Genomic DNA, 13,263 nt, shown 5'->3' on the forward strand with positions numbered 1-13,263 from the left:
CCGCGTCCCCTGCCGCCCGCGGGACAGAGGGCCTGTCCTCCGCCAAACGGCCGATCCCGCGTCCGGAAACGTCCTCCTCGGCGATCCCCACGCAAGCCACCACGCGGAGAAGACCGCAGCGCCAGCAGCAAGAGCCCCCAATAGAGTCACCGGGCCACCGCCGCTGCTGCCACAAGCCGAGACGACCACGACCGCCCGAGGACGGTGAGCACCGCGCCCGCAGCGAGGCACGCGAGTCCGAGGGGCGTTCCGAGCAGGATCTTGAGCGGATCGGCCCCGATGAGCGTCCCGAGGACGAGGCCGATCACGGGAAGAACGCTCAAGATCTGCGTCGTGGCCTTGGGGCCCGCGAGGGCGGTCGACCGCGCCGCGGCCGCGTCCGCGTCGGCCTCAAGCTGGGCCGAAAGCCTGTCGAAAACCCCCGCGAGCGGACAGCCCGAATCTTCCGCCGCTTCGATGCACGCAGCCACCTCAAGCCAAAGGACAACACGATCGTGGGCAATGCCGCCGCGACTCCGTGGCGCATCGCCAGCCGTCGCCGAGTCCCGGATCGCCGGGGAGACCGGCGCACCGAGCGATGCCGCGCGCGCGGCTGCCCCGAGGACGGCGGCGAAGAAGGGAGGGGCGCTCGTCGCGGCCTGGCTCCACAGCTGCTCGGGCGTCCGTCCTGCACGCAAGAGCGCAGCAAGCTGGGCCACCATGAGCGAGGCCTCGTGGAGCCCGGCCGAGGACTCACGAGCCGCCATCCTCTCCCTCGGCAGGAATCGAAGAAGGCCCCGGGGAGCCGCGGCACTCCGGCCGAGTGACTCGCGGACCCAGCCTTCCCTGCGCCGTGGGGCCAGGAGAAGGACCCCGGCCCAGAGCAGGCTGAAGACGGCGGCGGCGCCGATCATGGCCGATCCTCCCCCCATGCGCCTGCAAGCCTCCCCGCGAGCACGGGCCACCCGGGGCCACGATCAAGCCGGTCCGTCTCGCCATCTCGCACGAGGGCAGGCTCGATGTGCAATCGGCCGCCGCGCTCGACGGCGGCAGCGATCGTCACCAACCGCCGGCCGGATCGCGTCCGTTCGAGGTGCAGCACAACGCCTAGGGCATGCGCGGACTGAAGGGCCAACGCCTCGGGCGAGAGCCCCGCGAGGGCACCCAGCGCGGCGAGCCGTGCCGCGACCGACTCCGCTGAGTTCGCGTGGATCGTGCCGGCGCCCGAGTGCCCGGTATTGAGGGCCGCGAGGAGCTCGCGCACCTCCGCTCCTCGGCATTCGCCGACGATGAGGCGGTCCGGCCGCATGCGGAGGGCCTGCCGCACGAGCTCGGCGAGGTCGACGCCGCCGGTTCCCTCGACGTTTCCGTGCCGGACCTCGAGGCCCACAACGTGGCCGTGCTCCGGATTCAGCTCCGCGGCATCCTCGACGAGGACGAGCCGTTCGGAGGGAGCGGAGAGGCCGAGCAGCGTACTCAGAAACGTCGTCTTCCCGGATCCGGTCGCCCCGCTCACGAGATAGCTGGTCCTCTGCGCGACGAGGGCCTCGAGTACCGACCGCTGCTCGGCGAGCACCATCCGCGAGCGTTCGAGCTCATCGAGCCCGAACACGCGCTCTCTCCGGATGCGCACGGAGATGAGCGGCCCGTTCGCCGAGACCGGCGGCAGCACGGCATGGACGCGGTAGCCGCCAGCGAGCCGGACGTCGACGCACGGGCTGCTGTCGTCGAGGCGCCGCCCGCCGGCAGCCACGAGGCGCACCGCCAGTGCCCGGATCGCCTCCTCCGAGCCGAAGCGCACTCCCGCCGGTTCGAGCCCGTTCCCGCGGTCGAGCCACACGTCCTCCGGGCCATTGACGAAGATGTCCGTCACCGATGGGTCCTTCGCGAGCGCCTGAAGCGGCCCGAGTCCGCTCAGTTCCGCGGTGATCGCTTCGACAGCCGCAAGCGTTCCCGCGGTCCCGAGGAGCCGCCCGCTCTCGTGGACGGCCGCCGCGATGCGGGCTGGCGTGACCGGCCCGGGCTCCGACAGGACCCGTTGGCGGACGGTGTCGAGGAGCTCGGCGTCGACGAGCCGCGCGGACCTCATCGCACCTCCACGAGATCTCGCGGGACGCGCCTGGTGCGAGCACCGGGCATCCCCCAGCCCTCACGCTCCCCGTCAGCACTGGCGGCGAGGCCATCGAGCACCTCGTCCGCCATGCGCCTCACGGCCCGCCGCCGCGCATGGTCGAGGAGCCTCCCGGCCTCGGCCGCGGCGGCGACCCCCCGCAGCTCCGGAACGTGTGCGGCGAGCGGCGCGCCGACCGTCGCCGCGAGCCGTTCGGCGTCGACCCCGTCCGCCATGCGCCCCCGCGCGACGACGGCCGTCGAGACCGGCGGAAGCTCCTGCAGGAGGTGGGCGGCCGCGAGCGCCGAGCCGAGCCGACCTGGCACCACGATGAGCAGCCGATCGCTGGCCCACGCGAAGTCCTCAATGGCCTCTCGGCCCCGCCCCACGTCGACGACAACCAGCTCGAAAGCCCTCCGCGCTGCGTCGAGGACCCCCGCGGCCGCAGCAGAGGGGAGATTTGGGGCGGGCGACGGCGCCACGGGCCACGAGAGGGTCGCGAGGCCGCCGACGCGCGGAAGCGAGGCGTCGAGCTCGGAGGGGTTGATCGTCCCGCTCGCGGTCGCGAGATCGGGCCACGAAACCCCCGACGGCCGCTCATCGGAGAGCCAGAGCTCGAGTCCGCCGCCCATGCGGTCGCCGTCGACGAGGACGGTCGTTCTCCCCCGCGCCGAAGCCGCGCCGGCGAGCAGCACCGCCGTCGTACTCGCCCCGGCGCCGCCGCAGCCGCCGATGACGCCGAGGACCACTCCCTCGCTCGCATGGGGCTGTCTCCTGCCGAGGAAGTCCACGAGCCATCCGGCGGCATCGGGCAGTTCGGCGACGTGTTCGACGCCGAGGTCGGCGGCGCGCCTCCACAGGAGCTCGCGCCCGGGCGCTCTTCCCACGAGGACGGTGTCGACGGGCCTGCGGGGTGGGACGTCGCCGATATCGGCGCCCAGGAGGAGCGGACCGCCCACGGCGCGCCCCGCCGCGGCAAAGCTCGAGACCGCTTCAAGCCGCACGCCGGCCACGGCCGCCACGCGCGCGCACTCCTCAAGCAGCTCGCCGTCGGCCGTGACGCAGAGGACAGGCGACTCGTCCGGCAGCCACGCCCCGTCCCGATGCCCTGAGGAGTCCCGTTCGTTGCCCATGCCCCAACCCTGCCCGCCAGGAAGGACACGCCGCGCGGCCAGGAGCGCCCATGTGGACGACACTCCTCACCGAACTGTGTGGAGGACAAATCCTGTCCGCAGGTCACGCGAGAATATGGGGGTGCACGTCATCCTCGCCCCCGCTCCGGACGGGAGCGTCGTCCTCCGTCGGCTCGACGCGCGGGGCCACCGGATCGGCCCGGACATGACGGCCGCGCGGCCCGAGCTCGCCCGCGAGGCAGAGCGCATCGAGAGAGAAGAACGCCCTCGCTGGGTGTGGCGGCGCGCGGCCGACTGGTACCCCGGGTTCCTCGCGGCGGGGGTCCGCCTCGAACGCTGCCACGACCTCGCGCTGTGCGGGGCTGCGCTCGAAGGCTCGGCGTTCGCGGCCGCGACCCACTACACAAGCACGTTCGCGCCGCGCAGCGAGCCGACCGAGCCAGGCGGCTCCCTCCCCCAGCTCCCGGCGCCCGAAGGCCAGGGCTCCCTGTTCGAGGACACTCCGGACCACGGTCCCGACGCCGACAAGCTCGAATACGAACTCAAGGCCCAGCTCGCGGCCATCGCCGGGGCGACCCAGCCCGGGCGCCTGCGCCTCCTCTGCGCCGCCGACTCGGCGGGGGCCCTCGTCGCGGCGGAGATGCAGGCGGCGGGGATCCCGTGGGACTCCACGACCCACGAATCGCTCCTCGCCGAACAGCTCGGCCCGCGCCCGCGCGGCCTCGAACGCCCGGCGCTCCTCGAGGAGAAGGCGAACGAGCTCCGCGAACACCTCGGCGCCCCACGGCTCAACCCGGATTCGCCGCAGGAGCTCATGAGGGCGCTCCACCGGGCAGGCATCGAGGCCCGTACGACGCGCGCGTGGGAGCTCCGCGAGTTCACGCATCCCGCGATCCAGCCGCTCCTCGAGTACAAGAAGCTCGCGCGCCTCCTCGCCGCGAACGGTTGGGCCTGGCTCGACGCCTGGGTGCGCGATGGCCGCTTCCGGCCCGAGTACGTCGTGGCGGGCGTGGTGACAGGACGATGGGCGTCACGCGGAGGCGGGGCCCTGCAGATTCCGAAGCAGGTCCGCGCGGCAGCCCGCGCGCTCCCGGGCCACAAGCTCGTCGTCGCGGACGCCTCCCAGCTCGAACCGCGCGTCCTGGCCGCCCTCGCCCGGGACGACGAGATGGCGGCCGCCGCTCAGGACGCCGACCTCTACGCACGCATCGCCGCAGCGGGCTTCGGCGGCGACCGCGCGAAGGCGAAGGTCGCGCTCCTGGGCGCCATCTACGGGGCGACGACGGGCGAGTCCGGCCGTCTCATGCCCCAGCTCGCCAAGCTCTACCCGCGCGCCGTCGCGTACGTCGAGCAGGCGGCGCGCGACGGCGAGCGCGGCCTCACCGTGACGACCCACCTCGGGCGCAGCTCGCCGCGCCCCTCGGAGCGCTGGCAGCGCCTCCAGCAGTCGACGACGGCGGAAGAGCAGCGCCGGGCCGACGCCGCCGCGCGCGACCGGGGGCGGTTCACGCGCAACTTCGTGGTCCAGGGGACGGCGGCCGAGTGGGCCGAGTGCTGGATGGCCGAGCTTCGGCTGCGCCTGCGCCGCCTCGCCGGGCGCGGACTTCACGGAGAACTCGTGTATTTTTTGCACGACGAGGTCATGGTGCACGCGGAGGAACCGGCCGCGGAGGCGTGTGCCGACGCGATCCGGGAGGCCGCCGCGGCCGCGCGCCGCCTCCTCTTCGGCAGCGCACCGGTCGAATTCCCGGTGAGCATCGCCGTCGTCGACTCCTACGATCAGGCGAAATAGCGGCAGGCTCAGGGCGAGATGTAATGCTTCCGGTCGCGGTCCCACGGCACGGACCAGCCGAGGCCGTCGAGGAGCGCGTCGAGGACCATCGCCGTGAACCCCCACACGAGCACGCCGTTGACCTCAAACGCGGGGCTCGTGAATGTGACGCCGCGGCGCTTGAGCACGCCCGTGACGCGGTTGGCCGGGTCGAGCAGATCGCGGATGGGGGTGCGGAACACCTGCGCGGACTCGGCGAAGTCGACGACGTCGACGGGCGACGGCGCCGCCCACCACGCGAGGACGGGCGTCACGAGGAAGCCGCTCGCCCCGAGCCCGAGGGCGGGCAGCTCGGCGAGGACGTCGACGCCCGTGGGGTCGAGTCCCGTCTCCTCGACCGCCTCGCGGAGGGCACAGTCGACGAGGCTCGCGTCCTCCGGGTCGCGGCTTCCGCCCGGGAACGCGACCTGCCCCGGGTGGGAGCCGAGCGTCTGGGCACGCTCGAGGAGGAGCACGTCGAGGTCGGCGGGCGCGAGCGGGCGGTCGGAGGCAGCCGGGACGTCGTCGAGCACGCCGAAGAGCACGAGCACGGCGGCTTCACGGGCCTTGTTCCCCACGACCTTGGGGTGCCAGCGGGGGTCGAACGGGTCGACCTCGCCCGAACGGATGCCCGCGGCGAGCGATTCGAGCTGCGCCCGGGCGCTCACGCCCGGTCCTTCCCCGCCCCGCCGTTCCGCGCTGCGTCGGCGGCCGTGTTCTGCGCCGCGGCCGCGCGCTGGGTGCGCATGCGGATCTCGGCCGCGCGGTGGACGTTCTCGATCATCTCGGCGCGCAGGTCCTCCTGACCGGGGGCCAGTTCGTACTTGAGGAGCCTGCGCGCCTTCTCGGGGTCCGTCTCGCCGTCGCCGAACGAAGGGCACAGCGCCGCGACCGGACACGCGCCGCATGCGGGCTTCCGGGCGTGGCAGACGCGCCGGCCGTGGAAGACGACGTGATGGGAGAGCATCGTCCAGTCGCCCGGCGGGAAGAGCTCCATGACGTCCTGCTCGACCTTGACCGGGTCCTCGGACGCCGTCCAGCCGAAGCGCTTGGCGAGGCGCCCGAAGTGCGTGTCGACCGTGATCCCCGGCACCCCGAAGGCGTTGCCGAGCACCACGTTCGCCGTCTTTCGCCCGACACCCGGCAGCGTGACGAGATCCTCGAGCCGTCCCGGCACGACGCCGTCGAAGTCGTCGACAATCCGCTGCGACAGCACGTGCAGGCTGCGGGCCTTCGCCCGGAAGAAGCCGGTGGGCTTGATGATCTCCTCGATCTCCTCCGGCTCGGCCTCGCTCAGGGCGCGGGCGTCGGGGTACTTCGCGAACAGGACCGGCGTGACCTGGTTGACGCGCACGTCGGTGGTCTGCGCGGAGAGCACGGTCGCGACGAGGAGCTCGAACGGGCTGCGGAAGTCGAGCTCGGCGTGCGCGTACGGGTAGAACTCGGCGAGGATCCGATCGATCTTGCGGGCGCGGCGCTTGAGCGCGAGCGGCGACTCGTCCGCCGTGAGCCGGCGACGCGCGGGCTGGCGCGCAGCACCGGCGAGGCTGGTCAGCCCCGCTCGATTCCCGAGAGGTCGCGCAGCACGCCGACCCTCCCGTCCTGGCTCTGGACAAGGAATTCGCTGCCGCGGTCTTGGAGCGCGAGGATCCACTGCCCTGGGTCGAGCGTGAAGACGGGCAGGCCGCTCTGCGGGTCGACTGCCGTGCGCGACTCGCTCACGGCGAACCAGAACGCGTCGTAGGCAGGCTCGGGCTCTTCGTCCCGCTGGGTCGCCTCGAGGCCGGCGGAGCGGTCGACGGCGGCGCTCGCCTCGGGCTCGCGGCTCTCCGGGGCCGTGGCTGCGGCCGCGGGCATGAGGCGCGTGTGGCCGAAGTCGGCCCCGGCGGGCGATTCCGGGCCCGGAGCGCCGTAGGCCTCGCCGTCGGCGTCTCCGGGGATGACGACGGCGGTGGCCGGCTCTGCTGCGCTCGTCACGTCCGGCTCTGCAAGGGCTGCGCGCGCGTCCGACTCGGCTGCACTGGTCATCTCCGGCTCGGCTGTGCTGGTCACGTCAGGTTCGGGCTCGAAGCCAGGCACGAGCGCCTGGGGTTCCTCCGCGGGTGTCTCGTCCGCCTCGAAAGGGGTTCCCACCGCGTCGGTGTGCTCGGCCTGCTCGGCTTCCTCTGGGCGCGTCCCGCCCTCGCCCGCGGCCAGCGCGCCCGCGGCGATCGCCGCGACGCCCGCGCCGGCCGCCGTCGCCCCGGCGAAGCCGGCCGCAGCGGCAGCGGCCCCGGCCGCGGAGACCCCCGCGCCGAACGCCGGGGTGCCGTCCCCGCCCTCGCGGGCTCCGGCGTCGTCGTGCTCGAAGGAACCCGCCCACGGAGCCCCCGCAGCGCTCGTCTGGGGGGATACCGGCTGCGCTGCGGACGGCTGGGGGTGGCCCGGTTGGGCCTGCGAGGCCGCGGCCGGCTGCGGCTTGGGCTTCGGGACGGGGGCGACGGCGTCGCGCGCGACGACGTGCGCCGGCACCTCGGCGCGGCCCTCGAAGTCGCCGGCGAGGGCCGGGATGAAGCGTGCGAAGACCGTCGCGGCGACAAGGATTGCGCCGCCGAGGAAGCCGATGATCCCGCCGAGGCTGGCTGTGGTCACGGCCAGCAGGAAGAAGAACGTGGCCGAGAGGACCGCGACGACGGAGGCGAATTGGTCGAGCGAGAGCGACCCGATCCGGATCGATGCCGCGGGTGCGAGCCGACGCCACACGAAGAGCCCGGCCAGCGCGAGCGGGACGAGGACCCCGATGCCGAGGTAGTACAGGCCAGCCGCATTCCACAGGTTCGGATAGCCGTACGGAGTGTTGAGGATCATCATCGGCAGGAGCGAGCCGATGAACGTCACGAGAACGCCCGCGAAGACCGCGAGGTCGCGCACCGTGAACGGGCCCAGAACGGCCTGATTCACCGGCTGTTTGGGGGGTTCGTTCCCAGGCCCCGGCGCCGCGCTCTCGGCGCGGGCGGGACCAAGACGCGAATCAGACATGACTGCTCCTTCGGTCGTCCTTGCAGTTCAGCCTAGCCACATCGCCTGTGCACCACCTAGCGGGGAAGCAGCAGGCAAGTGCGGGCCCAGAATGAATGTGACCCACGCAACTCCCTCGCTACTGGGGAGGGACTAGTGTGGACGTGAGGCAGCCACCTGTGTCCGGACTCGCCATCTGGGCCCCGCCCGCGCGGGTTCCCGCCGGGCCGACGCATGGGCTGGAACCGCGACCCGATCGAGCCGAAAGGACGTTCATGTCCCAGCAAACCGTCAACGGAGACGCTTTCGAGAACCTCCTTCGCGAGGAGCGCCGCTTCCCGCCGTCGCCTGAGTTCGCGGCGGCCGCCAACGTGCACGAGGACATCTACGCGAGCGCCGCCGCGGACCGTCTCGCGTTCTGGGCCGAGCAGGCCCGCACGCGCCTCACGTGGTCGAAGGACTTCTCGGAGACCCTCGACTGGTCCCAGGCCCCGTTCACGAAGTGGTTCGTGGGCGGCGAGGTCAACGCGGCGTACAACGCCCTTGACCGGCACGTCGAGAACGGTCTCGGCGACCGCGTCGCGATCCACTTCGAGGGAGAGCCCGGGGATACCGAGACCATCACGTACGCCGACCTCACGGAGCGGGTCAAGCGCGCGGCGAACGCGTTCGAGGCCCTCGGCGTCCGCAAAGGCGACCGTGTGGCCGTGTACCTGCCCATGATTCCCGAGGCCGTTGTGACGATGCTCGCGTGCGCGCGCATCGGCGCGGTCCACTCGGTGGTCTTCGGCGGCTTCTCCGCGGACGCCCTCCGCTCGCGGATCGACGACGCCCAGGCCAAGCTCGTCGTCACGGCCGACGGCACGTACCGCCGCGGCAAGCCGAGCTCGCTCAAGCCCGCCGTGGACGAGGCCCTTGCCGAGCCGGGGCACACGGTCGAGCACGTCGTCGTCGTCCGCCGCAACGGGCAGGATGTCGCGTGGACCGAAGCGCGCGACCTGCACTGGACCGACGTCATGGAGGCCGCCTCTCCTGAGCACACCGCCGTCGGCCATGACTCCGAGCACCCGCTCTTCATCCTCTACACCTCCGGCACCACGGGGAAGCCCAAGGGCATCCTCCACACGACGGGCGGCTACCTCACGCAGGCCGCGTATACGCATTCGGTTGTATTCGACCTCAAGCCCGAGACGGACGTCTATTGGTGCACGGCGGACATCGGCTGGGTGACGGGCCACTCGTACATCACCTACGCGCCGCTCATCAACGGGGCGACCCAGGTCATGTACGAGGGCACGCCGGACACGCCGCATCAGGGCCGCTGGTGGGAGCTCGTCGAGAAGTACAAGGTCTCGATCCTCTACACCGCCCCGACCGCGATCCGCACCATGATGAAGTGGGGCTCCGACATCCCCGCGAAGTACGACCTCTCAAGCATCCGCCTCCTTGGCTCCGTGGGCGAGCCCATCAACCCCGAGGCGTGGATGTGGTACCGCGAAGTGATCGGTGGCGGCCGCGCGCCGATCGTCGACACGTGGTGGCAGACCGAGACCGGCGCGATCATGATCGCCCCGCTCCCCGGGGTCACGGCGACCAAGCCCGGCTCCGCGCAGGTCGCCCTCCCGGGCATCGTGGTGGACGTCGTCGACGATTCCGGCAAGTCGGTGCCGAACGGGCACGGCGGCTTCCTCGTGCTCCGCGAGCCGTGGCCCGCGATGCTGCGCACCATCTGGGGCGACCCCGAGCGGTACAGGGACACATACTGGTCGCGCTTCGAGGGCGAGTACTTCGCGGGCGACGGCGCCAAGAAGGACGACGACGGCGACATCTGGCTCCTCGGGCGCGTCGACGACGTCATGAACGTCTCGGGCCACCGCCTCTCGACCACCGAGATCGAGTCCGCGCTCGTCTCCCACGAATGGGTGGCCGAGGCCGCGGTCGTGGGGGCGGCGGACGCGACGACGGGCCAGGCAGTGGTCGCGTTCGTGATCCTTCGCAGCGAGGCGGAGATCCCTACCGGGGAGAACGCCGCCGAGGACGCCTCCGCGGTGCTGCGGGCCCATGTCGGCAAGGAGATCGGCCCGATCGCGAAGCCGAAGCACGTGCTCGTGGTGCCGGAGCTCCCGAAGACCCGCTCGGGCAAGATCATGCGCCGGCTCCTCAAGGACGTCGCCGAGGGCCGCGACCCGGGCGACGCGACGACCCTCGCCGATCCGTCCGTCATGCAGCAGATCGCCGCGGACCTGCGGAAGTAGCCCGGAGCAACGTCGCAAACGCCACAAGTCGCGGCGGAAATCGAGCCTTTTGAGGCTATTTCCGCCGCGACTTGTGGCCTTTCATGCACGAGCAGCGGTTCACGGGGTCAGCGGTTCACCGGGTCACCCGCCGGAGCGATGAATCTCTTGAGATCGCGCAGCGTGGGGTTCGCCTCCCAGTCGCCCGGGCTCGTGCACGCGATGGCCCCGCAGGCGTTGGCCCGCACGAGCCGCTCGGCGACGGTCCGTCCCTCCAGATACGCGCTGAGGTAGCCCGCGACGAACGCGTCGCCGGCGCCAACCGTGTCCACGGCCTGCACGAGGAAGCCGGGTGACTCTTCGGCCCCGCTTCCCGTGAAGGCAGTGGCGCCGAGAGCGCCCTGCTTCAGGACGAGCTCCGAGACCCCGGATCCACGGAGCTGCTCCGCGATGTCCTCGGGGGACTCGCCGCAGCCGAGGAGCGCGGCCTCCTCCGGCCCGCCGAAGACGATGTCGGCCTGCTCGGCGAGTCCCCGGAGCACCGGGGCGGCATCCCCAGCCGAGGCGAGCGACGACCGGAAGTTCACGTCGAAGCTGACGAGCACCCCGGCCGCTTTCGCTCGGTCGATCGCGGCGGTGAGAGCGGCATGTCCGGACTCTGAGACCAGTGCCGTGATGCCGCAGATGTGGAGGATCGCCGCGCCTTCGACCCAGCCGTCGGGCAGATCTCCCGGCGAGAGCCTCGACCCGGCCGAAGCGCTGCGGTAGTAGTAGACGGACGTGGCGCTCGCCGTCGCGCGCTCTTTCAGCATGAGGCCGGTGGGAGCATCGGGGTCGACGATCCCGAGCACCTCAACGCCCTCGGCACGGATCTCCCGCAGTACCCGTTCGCCGAGAGGATCGTCTCCCACCCGGCCGAGCCATGACACGTCGACCCCCAGGCGGCTCAGGGCAATCGCCACATTGCTCTCAGCCCCGCCGATGCCGAGCGCCAGCGAGCTCACGTGCCGCAGCGAACCCGTCTCAACCGTCCGCGCGAGCGCCATCGTCTCCCCCAGGGTGACGACACGCGGCCGGCGTGCTCCATGATCGATCATGCCGGTTCCCGCCGGCAGAGGGCGACGAAGGCCTCGGCGCGACGTCGGAGGGCCTGCGCGTCCCCACCCGCGAAGGCGTCCCCGAGGAGGGGGCCGCCGACGCTGACCGCGACGGCCCCCGCCCGCAGCCAGGCGTCCGCACTCTCAAGATCGACGCCGCCCGAAGGAACGAATTCGAGGTCCGGGAACGGGCCTCTGAGGTCGGCCGCGTAACCCGGACCGAGCCGACCAGCGGGGAAGACCTTCACGGCGGAGGCTCCAGCCGCCCACGACGTGAAGAGTTCCGTGGGGGTGAAGCCACCGGGAACGATCGGCACCCCAGCGCCGGTCGACTGCGTGACGAGTTCCGCAGACGTGATGGGTGTGACGATGTACCGCGCCCCGGAATCGATCGCCGCCGTGAGCTGGTCCGCATCGGTGACCGTGCCCACGCCAACGTCGGCGACGCCGTCGTACCGCTCACGGAGCTGCGGGAGGGCCTCGAGCGTTCCCGGCGTGGAAAGGGTGAGTTCGAGGCTCTGGATCCCCGCGTCGACAAGGACGTCGAGCACGGGGGCGTAAGCCGCGGCGTCCGGGGCTCGGACCACCACGATGAGGCGCGCGCTTGCCGTGCGGGACGGCAGAGCGACGCGCTGGATGACGACATCACCAGTCATGGACAGTCCCATCAGTCAGGCGGTTCACGGGCAGATAAGCGGTCATGTAGTCGAAGGCGCCCGCGGCTTCTTCGTCGAGTTCGACGCCCAGCCCCGGGGTCTCTCCGGGATGCAGGAAGCCCTTGTCGAACGTGAACGAGGTGCGGAACACCTCGAGGGTCTGTTTGTTATGCGGCATGTACTCCTGGATTCCGAAGTTGTGGATCGCGAGGTCGAGGTGCAACGCGGCTGCCATGCCGATCGGCGAGATGTCCGTCGGCCCGTGGATGCCGGACTTGATTCCGTAGATCGCCGCGAAGTCGAGCAGCTTCTTCATCGCAGTGATGCCACCGGTGTGGGTGACCGCCGAACGCACGTAGTCGATAAGGCGTTCGGTGATCAGGGTCTGGTAGTCGTAGACCGAATTGAACACCTCGCCGATGGCCAGCGGCGTGGTCGAATGCTGGCGGACCAGGCGGAGCGCCGTCTGATCTTCGCCGGGCGTGCAGTCCTCGAGCCAGAAAAGGCCGTACGGTTCGATGTCCTTGGCGAAGCGGGCGGCCTCAGCGGGAGTCATCCGGTGGTGCCCGTCGTGCAGGATCCTCAGGTCCGTGCCGAAATCCTCCCGAATCCGCGAGAAGATGCCCGGCATGTGGGAGAGGTACGCGTTCGTGTCCCAGGTCTCCGACGAAGGAGCCGTTGCGGCTGAGCCGTCCGCGGCCCGTTTGGCGGGCTCGTAGTCATACCGAGCCCCGGGTCCCGACGACGAGACGCCGTAGATCTGCCCGAGCCCGGGCACACCCGTCTGGACCCGGACCGCGGTGAAGCCCGCTTCCTGATACCCCGCAATTGCATCCTTGAGCGCCGCGTAGTCGGTTCCGGAAGCGTGCGCGTACGCACGGATGCCGTCGCGGCTGGCGCCACCCAGCAGCTGGTACAGCGGAACCCCGGCCTTCTTGGCCTTGATGTCCCACAGGGCCATGTCCACGGCGGCGATCGCCGCCATGGTCACGGGGCCGCGCCGCCAGTAGGCGCCCCTGTACAGATACTGCCAGGTGTCCTCGATCCGGTCCTCGTCACGGCCCACAAGCGTCGAGGCGAGGTGGTCGCGCAGGTAGGAGGCCACCGAAAGCTCCCGGCCGTTCAACGTCGCATCGCCCCAGCCCACGAGCCCGTCAGAGGTGACGATCTTGAGCGTCACGAAGTTCCGTCCGGGACTCGTGATGTTGACGCTGACGGTTTTGATGGTCATGGCTTCCTACTTTCGT

The 13,263-nt window shown here is 71.5% G+C and carries 11 protein-coding genes; 2 read left to right on the forward strand and 9 right to left on the reverse strand.

Annotated features, from left to right (window positions below; all coding sequences use genetic code 11):
* Positions 1–146: 146 nt before the first annotated feature.
* Genes SPF06_RS03600 through ssd form a run of 3 tightly spaced genes read right to left on the reverse strand, consistent with a single transcriptional unit; the run spans position 147 to position 3,222 of the window.
* Positions 147–893, reverse strand: coding sequence for a type II secretion system F family protein (locus tag SPF06_RS03600; RefSeq protein WP_323277551.1), 747 nt, complete (start codon positions 891–893; stop codon positions 147–149).
* Positions 890–2,068, reverse strand: coding sequence for a TadA family conjugal transfer-associated ATPase (locus SPF06_RS03605; RefSeq protein ID WP_323277553.1), 1,179 nt, complete (start codon positions 2,066–2,068; stop codon positions 890–892). Before SPF06_RS03605 ends, SPF06_RS03600 begins: the two co-directional genes overlap by 4 nt.
* Positions 2,065–3,222, reverse strand: coding sequence for a septum site-determining protein Ssd (gene ssd / locus SPF06_RS03610; RefSeq protein ID WP_323277554.1), 1,158 nt, complete (start codon positions 3,220–3,222; stop codon positions 2,065–2,067). Before ssd ends, SPF06_RS03605 begins: the two co-directional genes overlap by 4 nt.
* Positions 3,223–3,337: 115 nt before the next feature.
* On the opposite strand from ssd, the gene SPF06_RS03615 reads away from it, so the two are divergent.
* A complete protein-coding gene (locus SPF06_RS03615) occupies positions 3,338–5,014 on the forward strand; it encodes a bifunctional 3'-5' exonuclease/DNA polymerase (RefSeq protein WP_428985693.1) in 1,677 nt (558 codons plus the stop codon).
* 8 nt (positions 5,015–5,022) lie between these two features.
* Here SPF06_RS03615 and SPF06_RS03620 read toward each other — a convergent pair whose 3' ends face one another.
* Genes SPF06_RS03620 through SPF06_RS03630 form a run of 3 tightly spaced genes read right to left on the reverse strand, consistent with a single transcriptional unit; the run spans position 5,023 to position 8,050 of the window.
* Complete coding sequence (locus tag SPF06_RS03620) at positions 5,023–5,700, reverse strand: NUDIX hydrolase (protein WP_428985694.1); 678 nt, start codon at positions 5,698–5,700, stop codon at positions 5,023–5,025.
* Entirely contained in the window at positions 5,697–6,587 is an 891-nt protein-coding gene (gene nth / locus SPF06_RS03625) for an endonuclease III (protein WP_428985705.1), read from the reverse strand. Before nth ends, SPF06_RS03620 begins: the two co-directional genes overlap by 4 nt.
* On the reverse strand, positions 6,584–8,050 hold the full coding sequence (locus tag SPF06_RS03630) for a hypothetical protein (protein WP_323277556.1): 1,467 nt from the start codon (positions 8,048–8,050) through the stop codon (positions 6,584–6,586). The genes nth and SPF06_RS03630 overlap by 4 nt, the downstream gene beginning before the upstream one ends.
* A 254-nt stretch (positions 8,051–8,304) precedes the next feature.
* Here SPF06_RS03630 and acs point away from each other — a divergent pair, with 254 nt between their 5' ends.
* Positions 8,305–10,284 (forward strand): acetate--CoA ligase, encoded by a 1,980-nt coding sequence (acs, locus tag SPF06_RS03635; protein ID WP_323277557.1) that lies wholly within the window; start codon positions 8,305–8,307, stop codon positions 10,282–10,284.
* 107 nt (positions 10,285–10,391) lie between these two features.
* On the opposite strand, the gene SPF06_RS03640 is transcribed toward acs, so the two are convergent.
* From SPF06_RS03640 to manD, 3 genes are read right to left on the reverse strand one after another with little or no spacing between them, the layout of a single operon-like run.
* Positions 10,392–11,360 (reverse strand): sugar kinase, encoded by a 969-nt coding sequence (locus SPF06_RS03640; protein ID WP_323277558.1) that lies wholly within the window; start codon positions 11,358–11,360, stop codon positions 10,392–10,394.
* Positions 11,357–12,016: a bifunctional 4-hydroxy-2-oxoglutarate aldolase/2-dehydro-3-deoxy-phosphogluconate aldolase gene (locus tag SPF06_RS03645; RefSeq protein WP_323277559.1), complete on the reverse strand. Its 660-nt coding sequence runs from the start codon at positions 12,014–12,016 to the stop codon at positions 11,357–11,359. The genes SPF06_RS03640 and SPF06_RS03645 overlap by 4 nt, the downstream gene beginning before the upstream one ends.
* Complete coding sequence (gene manD / locus SPF06_RS03650; RefSeq protein WP_323277560.1) at positions 12,006–13,247, reverse strand: D-mannonate dehydratase ManD; 1,242 nt, start codon at positions 13,245–13,247, stop codon at positions 12,006–12,008. The genes SPF06_RS03645 and manD overlap by 11 nt, the downstream gene beginning before the upstream one ends.
* Between the last annotated feature and the right edge of the window lie 16 nt (positions 13,248–13,263).

It is taken from the genome of Sinomonas terricola (genome assembly GCF_034931225.1).
Lineage (GTDB): Bacteria > Actinomycetota > Actinomycetes > Actinomycetales > Micrococcaceae > Sinomonas > Sinomonas terricola.

What these genes read in the sequence shown, in the direction of transcription:
- SPF06_RS03605 (WP_323277553.1), bottom strand. Translation starts at nt 2,068, where the DNA reads ATGAGGTCCGCGCGGCTCGTCGACGCCGAGCTCCTCGACACCGTCCGC.
- SPF06_RS03615 (WP_428985693.1), top strand. Translation starts at nt 3,338, where the DNA reads ATGGGGGTGCACGTCATCCTCGCCCCCGCTCCGGACGGGAGCGTCGTC.
- SPF06_RS03600 (WP_323277551.1), bottom strand. Translation starts at nt 893, where the DNA reads ATGATCGGCGCCGCCGCCGTCTTCAGCCTGCTCTGGGCCGGGGTCCTT.
- SPF06_RS03640 (WP_323277558.1), bottom strand. Translation starts at nt 11,360, where the DNA reads ATGATCGATCATGGAGCACGCCGGCCGCGTGTCGTCACCCTGGGGGAG.
- manD (WP_323277560.1), bottom strand. Translation starts at nt 13,247, where the DNA reads ATGACCATCAAAACCGTCAGCGTCAACATCACGAGTCCCGGACGGAAC.
- SPF06_RS03630 (WP_323277556.1), bottom strand. Translation starts at nt 8,050, where the DNA reads ATGTCTGATTCGCGTCTTGGTCCCGCCCGCGCCGAGAGCGCGGCGCCG.
- SPF06_RS03645 (WP_323277559.1), bottom strand. Translation starts at nt 12,016, where the DNA reads ATGACTGGTGATGTCGTCATCCAGCGCGTCGCTCTGCCGTCCCGCACG.
- ssd (WP_323277554.1), bottom strand. Translation starts at nt 3,222, where the DNA reads ATGGGCAACGAACGGGACTCCTCAGGGCATCGGGACGGGGCGTGGCTG.
- acs (WP_323277557.1), top strand. Translation starts at nt 8,305, where the DNA reads ATGTCCCAGCAAACCGTCAACGGAGACGCTTTCGAGAACCTCCTTCGC.